This window comes from Exiguobacterium sp. s161, from assembly GCF_018619045.1.
Classification (GTDB): Bacteria; Bacillota; Bacilli; order Exiguobacteriales; family Exiguobacteriaceae; genus Exiguobacterium_A; species Exiguobacterium_A indicum.
The window spans coordinates 85,265-107,035 of the sequence record NZ_JACSNH010000002.1 but is presented as its reverse complement, the minus strand read 5'-3'; the positions used below and the strand labels follow the sequence as shown (position 1 = coordinate 107,035).

General features: G+C 48.1%; 26 protein-coding genes and 1 other annotated feature. Of the genes, 14 read left to right on the top strand and 12 right to left on the bottom strand.

The window, feature by feature from the left end:
* Positions 1-41: 41 nt before the first annotated feature.
* Positions 42-599: a hypothetical protein gene (locus KNQ14_RS08100; protein WP_214748108.1), complete on the bottom strand. Its 558-nt coding sequence runs from the start codon at positions 597-599 to the stop codon at positions 42-44.
* Positions 600-854: 255 nt separating this feature from the next.
* On the opposite strand from KNQ14_RS08100, the gene nikA reads away from it, so the two are divergent.
* Genes nikA through KNQ14_RS08075 form a run of 5 tightly spaced genes read left to right on the top strand, consistent with a single transcriptional unit; the run spans position 855 to position 5,858 of the window.
* Positions 855-2,465: a nickel ABC transporter substrate-binding protein gene (gene nikA / locus KNQ14_RS08095; protein WP_214860581.1), complete on the top strand. Its 1,611-nt coding sequence runs from the start codon at positions 855-857 to the stop codon at positions 2,463-2,465.
* Positions 2,466-2,477: 12 nt separating this feature from the next.
* Positions 2,478-3,419 (top strand): nickel ABC transporter permease, encoded by a 942-nt coding sequence (gene nikB / locus KNQ14_RS08090; protein WP_214860579.1) that lies wholly within the window; start codon positions 2,478-2,480, stop codon positions 3,417-3,419.
* Positions 3,416-4,261 carry a nickel ABC transporter permease subunit NikC gene (gene nikC, locus KNQ14_RS08085; RefSeq protein ID WP_371743341.1) on the top strand — a complete coding sequence of 282 codons (846 nt, stop codon included), beginning with the start codon at positions 3,416-3,418 and terminating at the stop codon, positions 4,259-4,261. The genes nikB and nikC overlap by 4 nt, the downstream gene beginning before the upstream one ends.
* The gene (locus KNQ14_RS08080) at positions 4,258-5,064 is read left to right on the top strand and encodes an ABC transporter ATP-binding protein (RefSeq protein ID WP_214860576.1); all 807 of its coding nucleotides are present in this window, start codon (positions 4,258-4,260) and stop codon (positions 5,062-5,064) included. Before nikC ends, KNQ14_RS08080 begins: the two co-directional genes overlap by 4 nt.
* A complete protein-coding gene (locus tag KNQ14_RS08075) occupies positions 5,061-5,858 on the top strand; it encodes an ATP-binding cassette domain-containing protein (RefSeq protein WP_214748121.1) in 798 nt (265 codons plus the stop codon). The genes KNQ14_RS08080 and KNQ14_RS08075 overlap by 4 nt, the downstream gene beginning before the upstream one ends.
* 46 nt (positions 5,859-5,904) lie before the next feature.
* Here KNQ14_RS08075 and KNQ14_RS08070 read toward each other — a convergent pair whose 3' ends face one another.
* From KNQ14_RS08070 to KNQ14_RS08060, 3 genes are read right to left on the bottom strand one after another with little or no spacing between them, the layout of a single operon-like run.
* The gene (locus KNQ14_RS08070) at positions 5,905-6,675 is read right to left on the bottom strand and encodes an ABC transporter permease (RefSeq protein ID WP_214748123.1); all 771 of its coding nucleotides are present in this window, start codon (positions 6,673-6,675) and stop codon (positions 5,905-5,907) included.
* Positions 6,672-7,556, bottom strand: coding sequence for an ABC transporter ATP-binding protein (locus KNQ14_RS08065; protein ID WP_214748127.1), 885 nt, complete (start codon positions 7,554-7,556; stop codon positions 6,672-6,674). The genes KNQ14_RS08070 and KNQ14_RS08065 overlap by 4 nt, the downstream gene beginning before the upstream one ends.
* Positions 7,553-7,780 carry a PLDc N-terminal domain-containing protein gene (locus KNQ14_RS08060; RefSeq protein ID WP_058713575.1) on the bottom strand — a complete coding sequence of 76 codons (228 nt, stop codon included), beginning with the start codon at positions 7,778-7,780 and terminating at the stop codon, positions 7,553-7,555. Before KNQ14_RS08060 ends, KNQ14_RS08065 begins: the two co-directional genes overlap by 4 nt.
* A gap of 197 nt (positions 7,781-7,977) precedes the next feature.
* Between KNQ14_RS08060 and KNQ14_RS08055 the strand changes: the two genes are divergently transcribed.
* Positions 7,978-8,328: a cupin gene (locus tag KNQ14_RS08055; protein ID WP_214748130.1), complete on the top strand. Its 351-nt coding sequence runs from the start codon at positions 7,978-7,980 to the stop codon at positions 8,326-8,328.
* Positions 8,329-8,557: 229 nt separating this feature from the next.
* On the opposite strand, the gene KNQ14_RS08050 is transcribed toward KNQ14_RS08055, so the two are convergent.
* Complete coding sequence (locus KNQ14_RS08050; RefSeq protein WP_214860575.1) at positions 8,558-9,643, bottom strand: hypothetical protein; 1,086 nt, start codon at positions 9,641-9,643, stop codon at positions 8,558-8,560.
* A gap of 76 nt (positions 9,644-9,719) precedes the next feature.
* On the bottom strand, positions 9,720-10,238 hold the full coding sequence (locus KNQ14_RS08045) for a transcriptional regulator (RefSeq protein WP_133208168.1): 519 nt from the start codon (positions 10,236-10,238) through the stop codon (positions 9,720-9,722).
* 149 nt (positions 10,239-10,387) lie between these two features.
* Here KNQ14_RS08045 and KNQ14_RS08040 point away from each other — a divergent pair, with 149 nt between their 5' ends.
* Entirely contained in the window at positions 10,388-10,657 is a 270-nt protein-coding gene (locus KNQ14_RS08040) for a hypothetical protein (RefSeq protein WP_034785960.1), read from the top strand.
* Positions 10,658-10,725: 68 nt separating this feature from the next.
* Here the strand turns inward: KNQ14_RS08040 and solA are convergent, their stop codons facing one another.
* The 3 genes from solA to KNQ14_RS16755 form a co-directional block, all read right to left on the bottom strand.
* Complete coding sequence (gene solA, locus KNQ14_RS08035) at positions 10,726-11,859, bottom strand: N-methyl-L-tryptophan oxidase (RefSeq protein WP_214860572.1); 1,134 nt, start codon at positions 11,857-11,859, stop codon at positions 10,726-10,728.
* Between the two features lie 71 nt (positions 11,860-11,930).
* Complete coding sequence (locus tag KNQ14_RS08030) at positions 11,931-13,676, bottom strand: methyl-accepting chemotaxis protein (protein WP_371743340.1); 1,746 nt, start codon at positions 13,674-13,676, stop codon at positions 11,931-11,933.
* A 481-nt stretch (positions 13,677-14,157) separates the two neighbouring features.
* A complete protein-coding gene (locus KNQ14_RS16755) occupies positions 14,158-14,628 on the bottom strand; it encodes a DUF2975 domain-containing protein (protein ID WP_133208171.1) in 471 nt (156 codons plus the stop codon).
* A gap of 146 nt (positions 14,629-14,774) precedes the next feature.
* Here KNQ14_RS16755 and KNQ14_RS08020 point away from each other — a divergent pair, with 146 nt between their 5' ends.
* The 3 genes from KNQ14_RS08020 (at position 14,775) to KNQ14_RS08010 (ending at position 15,704) form a co-directional block, all read left to right on the top strand.
* Complete coding sequence (locus tag KNQ14_RS08020; RefSeq protein WP_058265324.1) at positions 14,775-14,999, top strand: DUF2188 domain-containing protein; 225 nt, start codon at positions 14,775-14,777, stop codon at positions 14,997-14,999.
* A 137-nt stretch (positions 15,000-15,136) separates the two neighbouring features.
* A complete protein-coding gene (locus KNQ14_RS08015) occupies positions 15,137-15,346 on the top strand; it encodes a helix-turn-helix transcriptional regulator (RefSeq protein WP_290757080.1) in 210 nt (69 codons plus the stop codon).
* Complete coding sequence (locus KNQ14_RS08010) at positions 15,339-15,704, top strand: hypothetical protein (RefSeq protein ID WP_214860570.1); 366 nt, start codon at positions 15,339-15,341, stop codon at positions 15,702-15,704. Before KNQ14_RS08015 ends, KNQ14_RS08010 begins: the two co-directional genes overlap by 8 nt.
* 87 nt (positions 15,705-15,791) lie before the next feature.
* Here KNQ14_RS08010 and KNQ14_RS08005 read toward each other — a convergent pair whose 3' ends face one another.
* Entirely contained in the window at positions 15,792-16,340 is a 549-nt protein-coding gene (locus tag KNQ14_RS08005) for a GNAT family N-acetyltransferase (protein WP_214860568.1), read from the bottom strand.
* Positions 16,341-16,425: 85 nt separating this feature from the next.
* Positions 16,426-16,671 (top strand) — a binding site (T-box leader).
* A 56-nt stretch (positions 16,672-16,727) separates the two neighbouring features.
* Between KNQ14_RS08005 and ileS the strand changes: the two genes are divergently transcribed.
* The 4 genes from ileS to KNQ14_RS16740 are packed head-to-tail and all read left to right on the top strand — an operon-like array spanning position 16,728 to position 20,799.
* On the top strand, positions 16,728-19,811 hold the full coding sequence (ileS, locus tag KNQ14_RS08000) for an isoleucine--tRNA ligase (RefSeq protein WP_214860566.1): 3,084 nt from the start codon (positions 16,728-16,730) through the stop codon (positions 19,809-19,811).
* Between the two features lie 10 nt (positions 19,812-19,821).
* Positions 19,822-20,076: a hypothetical protein gene (locus KNQ14_RS16750; RefSeq protein WP_251138339.1), complete on the top strand. Its 255-nt coding sequence runs from the start codon at positions 19,822-19,824 to the stop codon at positions 20,074-20,076.
* Between the two features lie 11 nt (positions 20,077-20,087).
* Positions 20,088-20,306, top strand: coding sequence for a hypothetical protein (locus KNQ14_RS16745; protein ID WP_251055794.1), 219 nt, complete (start codon positions 20,088-20,090; stop codon positions 20,304-20,306).
* Between the two features lie 16 nt (positions 20,307-20,322).
* Complete coding sequence (locus KNQ14_RS16740; protein WP_214748152.1) at positions 20,323-20,799, top strand: GNAT family N-acetyltransferase; 477 nt, start codon at positions 20,323-20,325, stop codon at positions 20,797-20,799.
* Here KNQ14_RS16740 and KNQ14_RS07985 read toward each other — a convergent pair.
* Complete coding sequence (locus KNQ14_RS07985) at positions 20,778-21,029, bottom strand: hypothetical protein (protein ID WP_214748156.1); 252 nt, start codon at positions 21,027-21,029, stop codon at positions 20,778-20,780. The genes KNQ14_RS16740 and KNQ14_RS07985 overlap by 22 nt on opposite strands.
* A 58-nt stretch (positions 21,030-21,087) precedes the next feature.
* Complete coding sequence (locus tag KNQ14_RS07980; protein WP_069940478.1) at positions 21,088-21,744, bottom strand: carbon-nitrogen hydrolase family protein; 657 nt, start codon at positions 21,742-21,744, stop codon at positions 21,088-21,090.
* Positions 21,745-21,771 lie beyond the last annotated feature (27 nt).

The window sequence follows — 21,771 nt, the reverse complement described above, 5'->3', positions numbered from 1 at the left end:
ACCTGACGCTTCTGAATCTCTTCAGAAACGATCAGGTCTTTTTAGTTGCCATGAAGACGATAGACGATCCGAATGATGTCCTTTTTCGGAAGCTCGGGGTACTTGAGACATAACTGTTCGACACATGTCACAGGATCTTCCTCTTCTAACAAGCGGGTGGCTTCTTGGACGATTGGCTCATGTTGTGCGCTGACTTCAGAAGACGAAGCAGTCGAATCGCTCGATTGATGAATCAGGTAAAACAATACCGTATGTACAGATACCAGCACGACTTTTGTCGCAAGCGAGATTGTAATGGACTCCACGTATAGATCCATCCAAAGTAAGACGCTCAAACTGACGGAACCGTTCACGACAGCAAACAGTATGTTCGAGAAACGACGCTTGAACAGTCCGCCAAGCGCACGCATCATCCCGTCGAAGACGACGCTGACGACCAAGCTAGCGAGATAGAAACATACGAGAAATACTAGACAACCAACGAACGAGTCGTAGGACACATCTCCGACGTAGAAAATCAGTCCATCGATCATCAGTAAAGGGAACACTAAGAGCAGACTGAGCAAAATAAGCGAGACGGAGGAAACCAGTCGTGACATCCTATCATCCTTTCCGTGCAATTGATTTCGTTAGACAAGAAATGCAGCATACAAACTAGGATACCGTTTAACACAGTTGATTACAATTATTTACAAACAAGAGGCGTACACAGAATGTTACTCAGTTAAGCGTGGAAATCCTGTCAAAAAGCGCCTATACGTCCAGTTAACATCTGGATTATCCATTGACAATCCTTCCCTTTCCCTCATACAATTGAAAATGATTATCAATACAAGTTGGGAGTTCTGCCTACCATGAACGTTAACCGTAAAAAATTACTGATTTCTACCGTCTCGATCCTGTCTTTGACATCTTTATTGATCGGCTGCTCGAACCCGGGCGAGTCGACAGGAGAGCGAAAAGATAAAGATACATTGACGCTCGCGTGGCCACGCGACGTCGGAACGATGAACCCGCACGTTTATAACCCATCACAACTGTTCGCACAGTCAATGATCTATGAACCACTCGTCCACTACGGAGAAGGTGGAAAGCTCGAGCCATACTTAGCCTCGTCTTGGAAGATTTCTGAAGACGGAAAAACGTATACGTTCACGCTCCGTGACGGCATCAAGTTCTCGGACGGTTCGACATTCGACGCAGCGATCGTCAAAAAGAACTTTGACGCGATCCTCAAACAAAAAGCCTTACATAGCTGGCTTGGCTTCATCACGAAAATCGAGAAGACGGAAGCCGTCGATGCGAAGACGTTTCGCCTGACATTATCTGAAGCCTATTACCCGACGATTCAAGAGCTCGCGGTCGTCCGCCCGGTCCGTTTCCTCGGAGAAGCGGGATTCCCGGAAAACGGCGATACGTCGAAGGGTGTCAAAAAAGAAGTCGGAACAGGTCCATGGATGCTCGACGAATACAAACCGGATCAGTATGCGACGTTTAAGGTCAACAAGAACTACTGGGGTCCGAAACCGAACATCGATTACATCAAGGTCGACATCATCCCGGATGCAGAGACACGTGTCTTAGCACTCGAAAAAGGACAAGTTGATCTGATTTACGGTGAAGGGGCGATCAGCATCGATGCCTTCAATCAGTTGAAGACGGATAAATCCTACAAAACAGAGATGTCCGAACCAGTCGCGACGCGTCTCCTCGTCTTGAATACGAAAAATAAGCGTCTGTCTGACGAACGCGTCCGCCAGGCGCTCCAGCACGGGTTTGATAAAGCCGCTCTCGTCGAAGGGATCACGTCGGGAATAGAAGCACCGGCTGACTACCTGTTGCCACCGAACATGCCGTACACGTCGAACCTGAAAGTGAAGCAACGGGATTATGACGTCAAGGAAGCAAATCGTCTCCTTGATGAAGCAGGTTGGAAACTGCCGAAGGGTGAAACGATCCGCGTCAAGGATGGTCAACCGCTGCAAATCGGGATGATGTATGATGCGGCCGAGCAGGTCCAAAAGGCGATGGCCGAAACGTTGCAGTCGGAATGGTCGAAAATCGGCGTCGAGCTGAAGACGGAAGCTGTCGAACTGCCGGATCAAGTCCAGCGTTTCAAAGACAACCGATTTGACATCAACTTCTACAGTAACTTCGGTGCACCGTATGATCCACATACGTTCGTGAACCTGATTGATACGGATGGCTTCGGCTTCAAAGAAGCGATTTCGGCTTATCCGAATAAAAAACAACTCTTACAAGAAATCAAAGATGTCTTAAAAACGACAGACGAGACGAAACGTCAGAAGATGTACGCTGACATTCTGCCATCACTCCAAGATCAAGGGGCATTGATTCCGATTTCGTACTTGAAGAAGATGGCAATCTATCAGTCGGACGTGACGAACTTCCAGTTCCCGGCGAACCGGGATGAGAGTCCATTTGCTCGGATCGGCATTAAGTAAAGGAGGGATGACATGGGGGTCTTCCTCGTCAAACGCATATTATCCGTCATCCCGATTTTGTTACTGGCGGTCTTGATTCTGACAGTGTTGATTCATTTGTCACCGGTTGATCCGGCACAAGCCTATCTATCCGCTGCTCATATCCAACCGACGGATGAACTACTCGCTGCCAAACGAGCAGAATTCGGACTCGATCAACCGTTCTACAAACAATACTTCGATGCCGTCATCCGCTTGGCGCAGCTCGATTTCGGAACATCGTATCTTTCCGGAAAACCGGTCCTTGAAGATGTCTTGCTCCGCTTACCACCGACGGTCGAGTTGGCATTAACGAGTCTACTGCTCGCACTCGTCATCAGCATCCCGCTCGGGTTCCTTGCCGGGATCAAGAAGAATGGCTTCTTTGACCATCTCAGTCGGGCAATTGCCTTCATCGGGGCTTCGATTCCGTCGTTTTGGCTCGGGTATCTGTTCATCTTCTTCTTTGCCGTAAAGCTGGATTGGTTCCCGGTCGGGGGGACGGGAAGTGTGATGCACTTGATCTTACCGGCATTGACGCTCGCCTTTCCGTTGATTGCCTTGTATACACGATTGCTCCGTGGCAGTGTGATTGAAGCATTGAATGAACCGTACGTCTTGTTTGCCCGTACACGTGGCTTAAAGGAAGGACGAATTCTTGGGAAACACGTTCTCCGGATGGCGATTCCACCGATGATCACGGGTCTTGGGATGAACCTCGGGAAGTTGCTGACGGGAACGATCATCGTCGAGACCGTCTTCTCGTGGCCAGGCTTCGGTCGCTACTTCATCGAAGCGATCTTTGATCGGGATATGCCGGTCATCCAAGGCTACGTCTTTCTCGCGGCCCTCGTCTTCATCGGTAGCAGTTTGCTCGTCGACATCATTCAAGCCGTGCTCGATCCACGCCTAGCGAAAAAAGGAGGGACGGTATGAATACTCCACTTCCAGCAACGATGATCCGGTCGCGGTATACGCCGCTTCTTTATCTCTGTGCCCTCGTCTTAATCGGTATGGCAGGCATTACGTTATTCGCGCCATGGATCGCGCCGCATGATCCGAACCTCGTCGACTTGACGCAAAAGCTCCATGGTCCGTCGTCAGCCTATCCGCTCGGAACCGACCAGCTCGGACGCTGTCTCTTATCGCGCTTGATTTACGGTGCGCGGATTTCACTCGGCTGTGCCGTGTTGATTTTCATCGCCTCGCTCGCAATCGGACTGTTCGTCGGAACACTTGCCGGTTACCGTGGCGGCTGGGTCGACCAACTCTTGATGCGACTGTGTGACGGTGTGATGGCATTTCCGAGTTTGATTCTCGTCCTCGGGCTCGTCGGTATCTTCGGTCCAGGTCTTAAGCAAGTCATCATCGCCTTGATGCTCGTCCAGTGGGTCTACTACGCGCGGATGTTCCGCGGAATGGTCATGACGCTGAAGACGGAAGCGTTCATCGCTGCTGCTCGCGTCAACGGTTCGTCTTCGTGGAAAATCATCCGGACGCACATCCTGCCGAACATCTTACCACCGCTGCTCGTCATCGGAACGCTTGAGATGGGCTGGGCGATCATGGATATCTCGGCGATGTCGTTCCTCGGGCTTGGTGTTCAGTCACCAACTGCCGAGTGGGGAGCGATGATTCACGAAGGAAAATCGTACATCCGGACGAATCCGGAATTGATGATTTATCCGGGACTTGCGATCATGCTCGTCATCATCAGCTTTAACCTAGTAGGAGAACAGTTAGCAGAACGATTCGGTGTATCAAAAACGATGAAATGAGAGGAGGTGCCCGTATCGAACCGATCTTAGCTGTCGACGGTCTGACCGTCCGTACGAAACAACAAGTAACATTGATCGAAGGGGTGACGTTCTCAATTCAAGCTGGACAGATTCTTGGTCTTGTCGGAGAGAGTGGTTGCGGAAAAACGGTGACGAGTCTCGCCTTGATGCGTCTGCTTAATCCACAGACAACAGACGTCACTGGCGATATTCGACTGAACGGAACATCAATTCAATCCTTATCAGAACGCGCAGTGCGAACGATTCGGGGCGGTGAGGTTGCGTTCATCATGCAAAATCCGATGAGTGCCTTCACACCGGTCTACTCGATCGGGCACCAAATGATCGAGACGATTCAGACCCATACACGTTGTTCAAAACGTGAAGCAAAACAACAAGCGATGACGGCACTCGAAGAAGTCAATCTGACGGACGCCGCCCGGTTGCTCAAAGCTTATCCATTCGAACTGAGTGGGGGAATGTTGCAACTGATCATGATCGCCTTAGCCGTTGCCCTGCGCCCAAGCGTCTTGATTGCCGACGAACCGACGACGGCACTCGATGTCTTTAATCAAAAGACGGTTCTTGAATTACTCGAACGGATGCGGGCGACTTACGGAACGGCGATGTTACTCATCTCGCATGATCTCGGTGTGATCGCCGAACTCGCAGACGATGTCCTCGTCATGCAGCAAGGACGGATCGTTGAGCGAGCAGATGTTTTTGAATTGTTTGATCGACCGCAACATCCGTATACTCAGTCACTTCTTGCACAGCATCTAGGAAGGGAGGCGTTCGGATGAGTCTCTTGCAGATCGATCAAGTCTCACACGTCTATAAACGCCGGTTTCAACCTGCAAAGACCGTCTTACACGATGTCTCATTGACGCTTGAAGCGGGACGCTGTCTCGGATTGCTCGGGTCGAGTGGTGCCGGGAAAAGTACGCTCGGACGATTGTTGCTCGGACTCGAACGCCCAACGACCGGAACGATTTGGTTCAATGGTGTCGATCGCCACGCGACAAAACGACCATTTCAAGGTGACGTCCAAGTCGTCTTCCAGGACTCGTTTGCTGCGGTCAATCCGAAGCTGACAGCGGCTGATATCATTGCGGAACCGCTTGATAATTTCATTCGTTTAAAGGGTGAAGCACGGCAACAGCGTCTCGTCACGCTAATTGAACAAGTCGGGCTCAAGGCGACGGATCTGACGAAATATCCGGCGCAGTTCAGTGGCGGGCAACTTCAGCGAATCGCGATTGCGCGAGCGATTGCTGCTGAACCACGTCTGATCGTGTTAGACGAAGCAGTCAGTAGCCTCGACATGGTCAACAAACGATTGATTCTCGCATTGTTAGCTGACTTGAAGCGGCTACACGGGTTAACATATGTCTTCATCACCCATGACATTAAAGCTGCCGAGCAACTTTGCGACAGCTTCGCGATCTTAGAGCAAGGACGCCTCGTCGGGCATTACCCGAGTCTAGTTGCATTTGATGCTGCGACGGATCCTGCCGTCGAACGGATGCGCCAAGCAAAGCTTGCCGTGCATCCAAGGCAACGAACGATTCGCAAGACACAACCAAACAAAGGATAACGGACGGCTGAACGGCTCCGTTATCCTTTTTTGTTGTAGAGGAGGGTCAGTAAGCCGTTTTTCGGAACCGAAGTGCTGACCAGCCGAGTATGAGAAGAATCCAAATGAGACAAGAAATGATTCCGATTAGATGGGACGAAGAAAAAAACGACGTGTGCGATGGGAGCGACAGTAGCGCGCCAGGCGTGAAAAATAATACATCTGGCATTAATGAAGGAAGTGCAACAAGTAGTAAGGAAACGACGAGCGACAGGATACCAATCGGAACAGCACGTCGCAAGAAAGTGCTGATCAGTAGCGTCAGACTGACGACGAACAACGTCCAAAGACTAAAATCGAGAATGATACGTAGCGCAAGCAGCGGCGAAAGGGATCCGAACCAATAGACGGTCAAACAGTAGGACGTAAGGGCACCAATCAGCATCCCGAATAGACTGATCATCCCGTGACTGAACCATTTCGACAGGAGATAGACATTCCGAGAGACAGGACGCGTCAAAATGAAATCCTGCATGCCGGTTTGTCGGTCTGAAGCGAGCAGCCCCATGAAGCTCATGATCAGGACGATCAAGCCAAGCTGATTGAATTGCCCATAGATCGTTGCGCTGAAGACGTCAAGCGATTGTGGAACAGGACGATTCGGATCGACGATGATTCCGTCCGCACTTCCGACATGTGCAAGCAAGACATCCATATACATCAACAGCAATGGTTGCGTCACGCCGAGCGCAATGAAGAATAACGGTAGCCAGACGATCTTCCATTCTTTCCATGCTTCCAACCACTCGGTCCATGTCAGCGTATAAAACGTCCTCATACGTCTGCCACCATGTCGAGGAACCGTTCCTCGAGTCCGATCGGTTGATAGGCAATCGAAGCAATCGACCATCCTAGCTGAATCAGAGTGGTCGCTAACTGTGAGAGGTCAAGCGGCTGCTGTGCGGAGAACTGATAGCAGCATGGGTTGATTCGATCAATCTCGACTCGTGGAAATAGTGTAGCAGAAAACGAAGGGGCAGCTGTAAGTGTCTCGACTTGAATCCGATATTGATCCACGTTGCGTTGATTATCGAGCGGACCCAGCAATTTTCCGTGTTTAATGACGAGGAAGCGATCGCAACACGTCTTTGCGTCTTCTAAGAGGTGCGTTGAGACGATGATCGTCATCCGTTTCTTTAAGCGGAGGATCAATTGATTGATATCATGTCGACCACTCGGATCAAGGGCAGAAGCTGGTTCATCTAGAATCAAAAATGTCGGTTCATGTAAGATGGCTTGGGCGATTCCGAGACGTTGGCGCATGCCGCCGGACAGGCGTTCGATGATTTCTGTTTGTTGATCGTAGAGTCCAACTTCATGTAGAACGTCCGGAATCCGCTTATTTAACGTTGCGCGATCAAGCCCCGACAAGCGTCCGAAAAAACGTAATGATTGTTCGCACGTCATCCAAGGCTTAAAGTCGGTCTGTTGTGATAAGTAGCCGATTGATTGCTGCTGTTGACGGATGGAGCGCGAAGACATCGTGATCGAACCACGGTCACTCTCGATCATGCCGCTCAGACATTTCAGGAGTGTCGTCTTTCCGGCACCATTCGGACCAATCAGTCCAAGACATTCATGTTCGTGAATCGTAAAGGAAATATCGTCTAGGATAAGACGTCGTTGAAGTGAAAGCTGGAGATGAGAAATCTGAATCATGCTGTCATCCTCCTTCCGAGGACGAAGTAGAGAATCGAGCCGATCGGCTGGACGAGGAGAATGATCAATAACCAAGTAGTCGGTGTCGCGATCCGGTCCTTCCGTCTAAACCAATCGATACAGGCGCAGCTGAGTAGAATCAGGTTGATGGAGATGTAAATCAATAATAGGGGCAGGAATCGTTCCCAGTCGATTTGTGATAAGGCAGAGAAATCTGTGTTCATGAAAAACCCTCCTTTTCTATTACCATTATCAATAATGAAAATAGAAAAGTCAATGCCATAGACGAATCATCGTTAGTTCTCAATCAGTTAGAGCTATGATAAACTTCTCTTATCAAAATTTTCCAAATGCGATTTGAATCAAATCGTTTAGATGAAAGGCGAACTATCAAACGAATCATGATGTCGAGGAGGATTATATGCAGATTTATCAATTCAAAAAAGAGGTTGGTAAGAAGATCACGAAATTCGATTCGAACTTCGTGATGTCACGGATCATGCAGACGGAAAAAGTGACGCACATCGGATGCATTCATTTAGAAAAGGATGGCGTGGTCGGTTATCACCAGGCGGTCGTGCCGCAACTTTTGTTAATCGTAGAGGGTGAAGGATGGGTGAGAGGAGAAACGGATTATTACATAAATGTTCAGCGTGGGGAAGCCGTATTTTGGGATCAAGGAGAATGGCACGAAACGAAGACGGATACGGGTTTAACGGCGATTGTAATCGAAAGTGAAGAACTCGATACGTCAGCACTCGTTTCCAAATGACGAAACCAAGTGGGATACATAAAAAAAGCTATCTCAAAAGAAGAATGATTTGTTTTCTCACGCCCTTTCCTCAGGCGAGGCACAAGCCAGTTTTCCTGCTTCATTCAAGCAGGAAAGCGGGTCTTGTTTGTCTCTGACAGCGCAAAAATGCGCTTTTCCTATAGGAGTGGCGTGTAAAGCATCATTCTTTTATCTTTGTAGAGACTAAAGTTTACGTCAGCCTCTATTCTTATTCCATACACCATTTTTCTAATTCTTCGAGGCATAGATGTAACCGAGCAGTGATCATTTCTCGATTCCCCATCTGTTGCGTTGTTTTATGAGTGAGTTGAGGCTGATGTAGAATGTCGTAGTGCTCATACGCTTCTTGCAATATCCATAATGTATATTCATCCAGTAATCGTCGAGTTTGAATGGTGCGTTCGTCTCCAACCACGTTAAAGCAATATCCACTTATGAATCCGTCAGCGATTTCGTTTAGAACATTACTTTTTTCTTGATACGCTTGATTTATGTATCGTGGAGCATTTGAAAAGGCTGGTAACAAAAATTTGTAACAAAAAACGAAGTAAGCCGCATATTTCAAATCAAAGTCCAATCTTGGAAACGGGTCAATGATTGCAATGTGTTCATCACTTAAAATTAAATTTTCTGGTGTTACATCTTGATTCACGAGAGAGATGTTTTGAACCTGAGTTCGTCTATTCTCAATTAAAGCATGAATATGTTTATCGACTTTTTCTTTATCAAAGCAAAGACTAGAGTGAATGAGAGCATTTAAGGCGGTTAAGACGTGTTCATTTTCTTCCTGCCATAATTCATCCCTGTTTTTTGAATCGCTACCTCGTAAAGTTTCCCCTTGCCAGTGCAGTTCCCCGAAACCAACAATAGAGGTTTTCTGGTTGTGTATATTGTGATAAATTCTCCCTAATTTCTTACCGTAAGAATGGGCTTTATTCTGATCGAGTAACAATAAATCCGTTCCACGACCCATGAACGTTTCTACTGTAAATACTGTGTCATCTTCAATGAAATACTGATAAAAGTCAGGACAGACATTTTGATCACTTGTATTGGCGTGTAAATAGTAAGCTTTCGTAGACTCATACTCTGTAGTCAGCTCTTGTTCATTAATCTGTTGCAACTCCCCATAAGCTTCATTCTTTTTTATGCGAATCACAAGGTCTTGATCATCTACTCTCTTTAACTTATATACAGTGTGCCAAGCTCCTTCACCAATCTTTAGAATCTGTTCTGCTTTTACGTTCAACGTATCCAGCACAATTGCATCAAGATTTTCTTTGATCCGTTTCATGGGGTCTATTTTCTCTCCCTCGCAATGTTGTCTCGTTTCATTTTGGTGAAAATACGCTTCTAGAAACTGAGCGTGTTTACGGCAAGATGACGAGTGAGACGGTCCGTTCAGTTGCCTGGTCTTCTGTCTCTAGGTGATGATATTTTTCGAGCAGTGTCCGCATGTCCTGTTGAAAATCATTGAAGGTATCATCTGTCAGGTGCAATTTCGCGATTGAGAACGTCGAGTGGTCCTGACCTTGCGTTTGAACGGTCTGTTCGAAGTACGTCTGGTACTGCTGCAAGACGTACATGAAGTAGAACGAGACGAAGTTCACTTTTTCATCGTACGTCGCACTGTTCCAGTCTGCTTCGCTGATTTGATAGCCGCTTGTGTTCAAGGCATAGATCTTCTCTTCGACTTTTCCAACACGCTGGACGGCGACGACCTTCAACAACTGATCGTCCATCATCGCATTGACTTGCCGGTACAAAGTAGACTGCGGTACATCCGTTAAACGTTGATTCAGTTGCATGATTGATAAGCCGTCTTCGAGATCAATCAATTCGAGCGCAATCTTAAACCGGACATGATTTTTGAATAAGTTAAAGTTCACGTCGTGTCCCACTCCTTCATCCAATCGTTTCTAAAACTATCTTATCATGCTTTTGGAAACATTCTTAAAAATGATAATGAAAAAAGAGGAAATGTGATGCGTCTCTTGAATGATTTATACTAGAACATCATAAAGAAAGGAGTCATCATATGAAAAATACAAGTTATCGCTACGGTACATATGCACTCATTACAAGCTTTTTCTTATTCTTCGTCGTCCAGATGTTCCGAGCGTATATTGAATTATCTCCAGAATTTCTAGGAGAAAACCTTGGTGAGTATTACTTAACATATTTCCCGATGAGTGCATTGATCCTTGGACTCGTACTACTTATCCACGGCTGGTGGAATGAAGATGAGAAAAAACAGCGTGAAAAGCTAGCTTCAAAAAATCAGCAAGAATCGAATGAATCGGTGTGACATCATACCGTTGATAAAAAAAGACCGACAACGTATTTTCGTTGCCGGTCTTTTTTGTTTCATATGCCTTATTTCGTAAAACGTTTAATCGCGAACGGTCCGATTGGTTCAGTCGTCGATCGTTCCATGATCAATTCACTGAGTACTTTTCCGACTAAGCTGCTGAACTTGAATCCGTGACCGGAAAAGCCGGCGGCGATCGCGATGTGCGGATAGTCCGGATGCAAATCGATGATGAAGTCCTCATCTGGCGTCATCGTATAGAGACACGTTTTGCCGTGAGCTAAAGTATCGATTGAGGGCATGAACGTATTCGTGAACTGTCGTAAATCAGTCAGATCACCCGTCTCTTGACCGAATGGACGGCGTGGTTGATTCGGATCAACGGGAATCCCACCGTCGTGGCGTCCGATTTTCAGGCCGGTTTGAGCGATGCTTGGAAAACCGTAATAATAACCGGCGGGTGTATCAAAGGCGAAGGCAGGGAACACCGCGTCGTTAAATACCTCTTCCGCTGCTTCGAACCAGGCGAACGTCTTGCGGACCGGTCGCAGCGGTAAGGAGAGTCCAGTCTGTTCCAGTAACGGACCAGACCAGGCACCAGCTGCGACGATCAACGCGTCAGCCGAATAGGTGTCTGATCCGACGGTCACGTCAACGCCAGTGGCGTGGGCAGTGAGCGTCGTCACTTTCGCATTCGTCCGAATGTCGACGCCGTTCGCGACAGCAAGATCGCGATACGCTTCAATACAATCCTCGCACTTCAATACACCAGACGTCGGTTCAAAACAACCGATATACTCGTCGGGCATTGTTAAGCCGGACCAGCGCGTTCTCATTTCCTCAGCCGTCAGAATCTCAAGCGGTAGATTGTATTGCGCTGCACTCCTGATGATCGTCTGCATCGAACGGGACGAGCGGTGACCAGCGTTTAAGACTCCGGTGTTCAGAAACAGGCTCCGACCGCTGATCTGTTCCAACTCGTACCATAAGCGTTGTGCGGCTAACGCGAGCGGTACGTAGGCTTCACCTTCCCCGTACGCATGGCGAATAATTCGTGTCTCCCCGTGGTGGCTCGCTTGATCGTGCGGCGGATTGTGAGCATCTAATAGTAAGATGTTTTGATCGGTCCGTGAGAGATAGTAGCCGGCTGCCATTCCCATGGATCCGGCACCGACGATGATGACATCATAATGGGTCATGTGACTCGACTCCTTCATAATGTAAGTTCACACCAGTATAGAGTGATAACCAGAAAAGAACAAATGAAAGATTAAATCTCGAAGCGACGGGCTTCTTGTTCTAAGTGTTCTGTCCGCTCGTTCAAATCACCGACGAGCGTATGCAGCGTCGTGATCGTCGCGATCATCTGTTCAGATGCAGCGGCAACTTCCTCGTTACTCGCCGTATGTTCTTCCGCGACAGCGGCAATTTCCGTCAAGGCATTGCGAATGAACCGTTCTGCCTGCAAGACGTCTTCCATCTGTTGGGTCATCTGCTGTGTTGCCGTTGAGACGTGCGTGACTTGATCCGTCAACCGTTCGAACGTCGTATCTGTATCGAGAACGATCTGTTCACCGGCTGCAGTTGCTTCGACCGTCGTCTTGAAGCTATGTTGCATCTGCTGCGCACTGGCTTCAATCGACGTGACGATTGTTGCGATCTCACTGACACTGCTAGCGACATGGCTTGAGAGATTCTTGACCTCGGTCGCGACGACAGCGAATCCTTTTCCTTGTTCACCAGCTCGTGCCGCTTCAATCGCGGCATTAAGCGCGAGTAGATTCGTTTGCTCGGAGATACCGCGGATGATACCGACGAGCGTTTGGATATCCGATGATTGCTGTTTCAGTAGATCAATCTGTTCAGCAGACTGCGTGACGTGCTGATGAATGTGGCGCATCTGTTCGACGGAAGCGGACATTTGATCTCGTCCGACTCGTGTCAGTGTTGCCATCTGCTCCGTCGTTCCTTGAATTTCGACACCAGACTGATTGGTCGTTTCGATCAATGCTGCGAACCGATTCATCTCGTCATTCAACGAAAGCGTGACTTGGGTCTGACTTTCGGTCCCGGTCGCGATTTCCGACATCGTATGAGCGATTTGTTCGGAACCGTCGAGTACTTCCGACGTACTTTGGTCGATCGATTGACTCGTCGTCGAGACGAGAGTGGCCGTCTGTTTGATGTCGACAATCATCGTCCGCAGCATCTCGTTCATATCACGAATCGAGATCGCAAGTGCATAGATTTCGTCTCTCGAAGCAATCGTCAAATCGGTCAACGTCTGTTTTGCCTGATCCAGTCGCCCCTCGGCAATCAAGGCAGCGACTTTCTGTAACGTCTCGAGCGGACGTAATTTTCGACCGAGGACGAAGTAGAGCAAGACGAGTGTGATCGTTAACAGAAGAAGTAAAAGTCCAATGAAAATCGGTGCATTTTGTTTTAATAATTCTGTTGTGAGCGCATCGACTTCCTTCGCAGCGATGTCGACGCCAAGAATGCCGATGATTTGACCAGACGCATCCTTTAACGGAACGTAGACACTCATATACTGTCCATTTACAGGATCATCAATGATGTCCGTCGCGTGTGTTCCACCATTTAATACGTCCTTCATGTCAGTAACTTTTGCGCCACTCGCCGGTTCATTAATCTTTGCGGCATCTTTCTTAGGGAGACCGTCAATCAGCAAACGGACCTTATTTTGGTCGATGTGTGCTGTGTATGCATACAGGAGTCCGTTTTGCTTACGTAATGTATCAAGTTCATTTCGTAACGTTTCATATTGCTCAGACGTGATAGGCGATTGTAGAAATTCGCTGTAAGCCGCCGTGTCGAATGTCTTGCTGATGCGTAGCGCATCCTTTTCGGCGGTCGCTTTTAGCGTTGAGACTGCAGTTTGTTTCGTATTGAAGTATAAGGTCAGACTACTAAAAACAAAAAAGGCAATCAAAATCAAACTGATCATTACTAAAAGACGTGTTCGGATGGAATGGTTCTTGGTTGTGTTTTTCACATGCAACCGTCCTTTCAACTCATATTTTCTATCTGTAATTCATTTATCGGTCGTTAAAATACATATTAAACAGGACCTTTTGACGATTTTTTTATAAAAGGTCGTAAGAAAAACCGTTTTTTCTTAAAAAAGGATTTATTAAGAATGATTCAGGGCAAATAGTAGATAAAAAAATACAAGTTGAGGGAAGAGGGATTGAGATGGAAAGTGAAGTCGATCATCGAATCAAGGCAAGACATGTATATGAAAATGAATTACGAAGACACGCGGTCAGCACAAAAAAAACTACATTTCGATTGATGACATGTCTACGTTGCCAATCGAAGATTCTGTTGAAACAGGGACATCAGGATAGCCATCAATGTGACGCGAACTAAAAAATCCCGCTCTTAGGAGCGAGATTGAACAAAGTGTTAGGTAGGAAAAGCAACGGCTAGAATGACAAAAACAATCATGAGCACTTGTTTTTCGGTCGTTCACGTTAGGATTTCATAGGCAACACATAGCGTAATAATAATTGTTGGATACAGGCAAGTAGCGTTCCGATTGTCAACGGAGCAAGAATCAAACCGATTCCGATGATAATCAGACCAGGCGCGTCGTCAATCTGACCAATATAGAAAAAGACGGGAAAGAGACATGCCGTTAAAATGGCGACGATATAAAAAGACAATTTCATTGATTGAATGGAAGCTGTGATGAGCGGAAAAGCCGGAGGAGCCATCGACATATATCGAAGGATGCGGAGCGCATGGAATAAAATCAAAAGAGTCGGGATGAAGATAAGGTATGCGGTCAATAGAACACTGTAGCCAGGTCGCTCGAGTAACAAGTTTTTCGTGATACCATGCCAGACAAGTGGGATACCAAGACCAGCTAAACCGAACAGACTGAAGATGATACCAAAGACGATAAAGCGTAAAAACCGGACTTGCCAGACGAAATGATTCACGATATCAACTCCTTTCGAGGCAACAAACGTTTCTTTTAGTATACTGCATCCCCCGAGAGGCTAGTAGAAAATTCAAGTGAAGAGGCAACCGCACTTTAAAATAGTGTCATTAAGATGAAATAGATTAAGGAAATGGAGGTCACGTGATGAAACGAGAGCAACATGTCACGCCACATCCTAAAGGTGGCTATCAAGTGAAAGCTGCTGGTGCGACTCGAGCAACAAAGCGATTTGCTACACAGAAAGAAGCGATTGCAGAAGGGCGTCGGATTGCGAAAAAACAGAAGACGGAGCTTGTCATTCATAACAAAGAAGGGCAGATTCGCGAAAAAGATTCCTACGGACACGATCCATTTCCACCACGAGGTTGAGCTATCATATACGACACGTTCTGGTTATGAGAGCGTGTCTTTTTAATGATTTTTATGTCAAAAGTTTTTGACATAATGATGGAAGTTCATTACAGTAAATATGTAAAAAGAATTTGACACGTCGTGGAGGGATGAACGTGAGAAACCACATCAAGGAACGACGTCTAACGGCAAAATTATCGCAACAAGAACTGGCTGACCGTTGTCAGGTTAGTCGGCAGACGATTAATGCGATTGAAAACAACAAGTATGATCCGACTTTACAATTAGCGTTTAATATCGCCAAAGTCTTGCAGACACAAGTCGATCATCTGTTCATTTCAGAACAGGAGGAATGGGATGTCTAAGAAAAAAACGGTTTTATTTTTAGTAACGCTCGTGATACTTGCGAGTCTTACAGTCATCAGTATGATCATCGAAAATAATGTAACGTTCTTCTCGATTGTTCAATTGGCGATTCTATTGATCATGTTCTTCTCGTATTTTACGTGGGCACGATCAGGAGAAGACGAGCGTCCTGTGCCAGAAGATGAGCTCGGCAAAAAGATTACGACGGAAAGCGGCTTCGTTAGCTACAAAATCCTGATTGTCCTGATTTTTGGATTCATCTGTCTCGATTACTTTTTACATGAATCAGCGAATCTGTTATTGATCGTTTTGTTCGCAATCGGACTGACACTGTTGCCGATCATTGAATTTTTATAAGCAAGATCTTATCGATAAAACGGTATAAAAGTCGTTTAGACGGATTTACCCATCTAAACGACTTTTGATATTTCACAGATTATCTTTTTAAGACGACCAATCACTCCGCAAAATCGAGTACATATACAAATCATCGAACTGACCACGCGAGTTTTCATATTGACGAAGCAACCCTTCACGTTGGAATCCGAGCCGTTCAAGCAATCGTTGCGAAGCGGTGTTTGCTGGTAGGACAAGTGCTTCGATCCGGTTGAGCGAAAGTTCTGTAAAGCCATATTCGATGACCGCAAGCGCTGCTTCCTTCGCGATGCCTTGTCCCTGATAGGCAGGGCTCAACTCAAACCCAAGTTCTGCTCGCTGATGGCGTTCCGCTTGATTCAAGAAACCGCAACTGCCGATGATGACATCGTCTTCTTGTAACGCGATCCCGAACCGGATGCCCGTGCCATCGCGATGAATCGAAGCGTACCAGTCAATCTCTTCAAGCGCATCTGCTTCTGATTGAAAGGGGTCGAGCCCCATCTGTTTGACGACGTGTTCGTCTGATAAATAGGCGAGGACACTCGTAGCATCTTCGGGTAACACTTCGCGTAAGACGAGACGGTCCGTTTTAAGCGTTGGGAAAGTATGTAACATTCAAAAAAACTCCTTTGCAAGAAAATGTATAAAGCTGTTGTGCAGTCTTTAAGTCATATGGTAATATTCTCCACAACAAGAGCATATCATTTCGTTGACGAGAAAGAGTAATGATTGTCCCTCTGCCTTACAGAAAACCGGGATTGCTGAGAGCCGGTAGCCAGATCAATCATGAAGATCCTCTCTGAGAAGTCACGCTGAACCATTCAGTAAGCGTGACCGGGTGTCCACCGTTACATGGAATGCACATGATAGTGTGCAACTAAGTGCTGTCGAGAACGAGTATTCTCGACGGAATATGGGTGGTATCGCGGTGAAGTCCGTCCCTGTCAAAGGGGGCGGACTTTTTTGTATTCTCTTAGTTACTGACAAAGGAGCGAACAAGAGATGACGTCACAAAACCAAGCAGAAACCGTACAACAACGCGAGGAGCGTGTCCGAAACAGATGGAAACAAGACCAGGTCTTCGCACGATCGATTGAACAACGCACGGAAGCGGAATTCGTATTCTACGAAGGACCTCCGACTGCGAACGGATTACCCCACGTCGGTCATGCGCTCGGACGAACCGTCAAGGATACCGTCGCCCGCTATAAGACGATGAAAGGGTTTCGGGTCGAGCGAAAAGCAGGCTGGGATACACATGGACTACCGGTCGAACTCGGTGTCGAGAAACAACTCGGCATTTCCGGCAAACAAGCGATCGAAGACTATGGTGTTGAAGCATTCATCGCACGCTGTAAGGAAAGTGTCTTCTCCTATGAAACACAGTGGCGTGCCTTCACGGAAAAACTCGGCTACTGGGTCGACATGGATGACCCTTACGTGACGATGGAGGACGAGTATATCGAAAGCGTCTGGCATATTCTCGGGACGATCCATGACAAAGGATGGTTGACGAAGGGACATCGTGTATCACCGTATTGTCCGAGCTGTCAGACGTCACTCAGTTCCCATGAAGTCGCGCAAGGCTATCAGGACGTGACGGACTTATCGGCGACGGTCAAACTCCCGATCGTCGGCATGGAACAGACATTTCTACTAGCGTGGACGACGACACCGTGGACGTTACCGGCAAACGTCGCGGTGGCGGTTCATCCGGAATTGACGTATGTCACAGTAGCGTTCGAAGGCGAGCGATTCATTGTCGCTAAAGCGTTAGTCGCTGAACTGTTCTCGGAATCCGTCGAGGTCGTATCCGAACAGCTCGGTGCGGAACTCGTCGGTTTGCGTTATGAACCACCGTTTGATTTCGTGACGCCAGAGAATGGTCATACGGTCGTCGGGGCGTCCTTCGTCCAAGCAACGAGCGGAACCGGACTTGTCCATCTTGCTCCAGCATACGGGGAAGAAGATTACCGGGTCGTCCGGGAAAACGGTCTGTCGTTCGTTAACGTCGTCGATGCTGCTGGGTGTTACACGGATGCCGTTCCACCACTCATTGGTCGATTCGTCAAGGAGTCAGACGTCGCGATCATCCAGCTGCTCGCTGAACGGGGACGCTTGTTTGCGAAAAAACGCTATACGCACAGCTATCCGCATTGTTGGCGATGTGACTCACCACTGCTCTATTACGCACAAGACAACTGGTTCATCGAGACGACGCCCGTCAAGGAACAACTCCTTGCGAACAATGCTTCTGTGACGTGGTACCCCGATCACGTCAAGGAAGGGCGGTTCGGAAAGTTCCTCGAGCAACTCGTCGACTGGAACATCAGTCGTAATCGCTACTGGGGTACACCACTGAACGTCTGGGAGTGTGAAGCGTGTGACACGACGTTCGTTCCAAAAAACAAGGCTGACTTGTTGCACCGGACGACGACATCGACGGAATCCGTCGAGTTGCATAAACCATACGTTGATGCGTTATCGGTCTCGTGTCCGACGTGTCAGGGAGTGATGCACCGGACACCAGAAGTCATCGATGTCTGGTTTGATAGCGGAGCGATGCCGTTCGCGCAACAGCATTATCCGTCACGGACGCAGACGCTTAACCGCTATCCAGCCGATGTCGTCATCGAAGGCATCGATCAGACGCGGGGCTGGTTCTACAGCTTGCAAGCGATCTCGACACTCTTCACGGGACAGTCTGCCTATAAGCGTGTCCTCGCACTCGGGCACGTCCTCGCTGAGAACGGGCAGAAGATGTCGAAGAGTCGTGGAAATGCCCTCGATCCGGTGGCGTTAATCGAAGCATATGGTGCTGATAGCTTACGCTGGGCGCTACTCGTCGACAGCAGTCCGTGGAGTGCGAAACGGTTTGCTGAGCGGATCGTCCAAGAAGCAAAATCAAAACTAGTCGATACGCTGGATCATGCCGTCCAGTTTTATCTGACGTATGCCGAACTGGATGGATTTGATGGCTCACGTCCGCAAAAACGGACGCGTCTCGACGAATGGTTGCTCTCGCGTGTCCATCAGACGACGCAAGACGTGACGGATGCGATGGACGATTATCAATTGACTCAAGCAGCACGGAGTCTTGCGCAACTCGTCGATGAGATCAGTAACTGGTACATCCGCCGTTCTCGAGAACGTTTCTGGCAAGCTGATTGGTCGCAAGAGAAACAAGCCGCGTATACGACACTCCACTTCGCACTTTCGACGACGGCACGACTACTCGCTCCGTTCACGCCGTACCTTGCTGATGATGTTTATCAGCGATTAACAGGAATGAGCGTGCATGTAGCGGATTATCCGGTTGCCGATCGATCGATGCTCCGATCTGATCTGGAATACGAAATGGCACAGGTTGTCTCTGTCGTCGAGTTAGGACGACAAGTACGTAATACGCACGCCTTAAAAGTCAAACAACCGCTTGCTAGCCTAAGCGTCCAATCGAGCGAAACCTTTTCGTGGGCGGACTATACGGCAATCATTCAAGAGGAACTGAATGTAAAAGACGTCCAAATCGTTCCGACGACGCAAGCGACGACACGGTTCCGTCTGAAACTGAACTTCCGCGCAGCCGGAGCGAAATTCGCACAGCAAGCGAACGCGATCCACCAATGGCTACAACAATTGTCTGCACAGGAGACTTCCGACTTGCTCGAGACCGGAAAATTGATCTACCGGACCACATCAGGCGATGAAGTCGAAGTGCGTCAAGCGGACGTCATCGTCGAACCTATCGTCCAGACGGGCTTTGCTGCTGCGACGAATGGTGGACTCACCGTGACGCTCGATACGCGAATCACGGAAGCACTGGAGCAGGAACGCTGGATGCGGGAGCTCGTCCGCTATATCCAGTCGGAACGAAAGGCACAAGCGTTATCGCGGGACGCCCGAATCGATCTCGTCTTGTCGGTCGATGCGACGTTCCAACCGATCGTCGAGACGTTTGAGCCTTTGTTATTCAAACATCTTGCCTTATCCTCCGTGCGAACTGAACCGCTACAAGGAACAGTGGATGTTCAGCTAGGCGGACACGATGTCGGTGTCTCGTTCACATCAACGAAAGAATATTGTTAAGGAGAAGAACATGATTGCATTAGAAGCATTAAAAGGTCGACTCGTCGACGGTTTGTTACAGATCCAAAAAGAAGAAGGATATGTTGCCCGAGAACGTTTTATCTTTAACCGAGGAGCGACGGACGAACAGCTCGCGCTGTTACCTGCGTGGACGGCAGACGACTATCAGACGTTCTTACGTCAACATAACGGGGCGAAGCTGTCCAGCACGAAACGTTATCCTACAACGATGGATTCGAACTCTTTTCGATCGAGGATTGCCTGACGTATAGCGAGATGTGGGAATGTCCCGAAAACTTCTTAGCGATCGGTGCAGGACCAGACGGGGAGTGGATCGTCTACGAGATGAATCGCCCGGCAGGAAATCGGATCTGGAGTGGAGAATTTCTTAATTTCGAGGAATGGGAAGAAGACGCAATGCCGTTTGGCTTCGAGCGATGGCTCGACTACTTGATCGTCGCGCAAGGCACGCCATTTTGGGAATGGTTCCGGTAAGAGAGGAAGAGGTTCAGTGGATATTCAATTAAAGGTAGCGTCTCTTACAGACGCTCCGAAGCTTCACACGCTTCAACTCGAGGCGTTTTCAGAGACGCTCGAGCGGTATCAGGATTTTGCAACGAATCCGGCGAACGAATCGATCGATCGTGTCATTCACCGGATCACGCATCCAAGTATTACGTTTCATCAAATCATCGTCGACGATGTCGTCGTCGGCGGGATTTGTGTCGTTGCGAAAGCACCGAGTCGCTACGCGATCAGTCCGATGTTCTTAGATCCAGCCCGTCAAGGTGAAGGGATCGCCCAACGCGCATTACAGCTCGTTGAAGCAGCTTATCCGACTGCAACGATATGGGAACTGCGGACGATTCGCGAAGAGACACGTAACTGTTATTTCTATGAGAAGATGGGCTATCGATTGACCGGTGTCAGTCAACCGCTCAATGAACGGGCGACACTCGTTTCTTATCAAAAATTGGTTTCGGAATGAGCGGGTTTTGTCGGAAGGAAGAACCACCACAGATTCGTCAAAAAAGCGGCAAGAACGGCAAAATTAAACAGATAAAGGCAAAAGAAGAAGACGAACTCGCCGATGTCCTCAAGGTTAGCTAACGGATTATCGACCAGGTATGATTCGTGACTAACGCCTAAGATGAACAAAGGAAAGAAGACATAGAAGTATCGTTTCCAAAAGAATGACGCACGACCTGTTTGAGACATAAGAGCACCTCCTGAAGGAATAGCACGCTTCTTCCAGTCAGAAGAAGCGTGTGTTCGTTTACGATAAAGAGGGTGTACCGACGACTTCGACGTGACGCGTGACCGTATCAAACAGACGTGTCCGCGTATCGTTATGAGACAACAGCAACGGTTCACCGGTCTCGTCATAGATGAAGGCAATCGGAATCGAAAAACCACAGTTGCGGTACGAACCATCGGCATGACTCGTTCCGATCATGAGTGCTCGTTGCGCCTGACTGATGATACGCGCTTCACCGGACCACTCAACGTATTGTTCCTCGCTGAACATGCCGACGCCAATCGGGTTAAAGATGAGATCAAGTCCGGATTCCTCGCGTAGTCCGTCTTTTCCTAAGAAGATTTCACGGCAGAGGACGTATCCATAGCGGAACGACCCGTCGTTTGCTGTTGATGGTGTATAAAGCGGTCCAGCTTCTGGTGTTTTTGCGCGATCAAGAAGAATCGTACCAGTCGCATCAATAATGACGGCGCGATCGAGATTCGTCGTATCTTTGTAACCGAGGACAACGGCTGTCCTGAATTGTTTGGCAAGATGTTGTACGCGATCGAGTTCTGCGATCGTGCAGTATCCTTCCGGATAGACGATCAGATCGACTTCAGGATAAGCGGCAATCTCGCGTTCGAATTGTGCGAGCCCGGTCTCGCGTTTCGGTTGAGCGATTAGTAATTTCATCTAAACATCCTCTCATGTATAAAAATA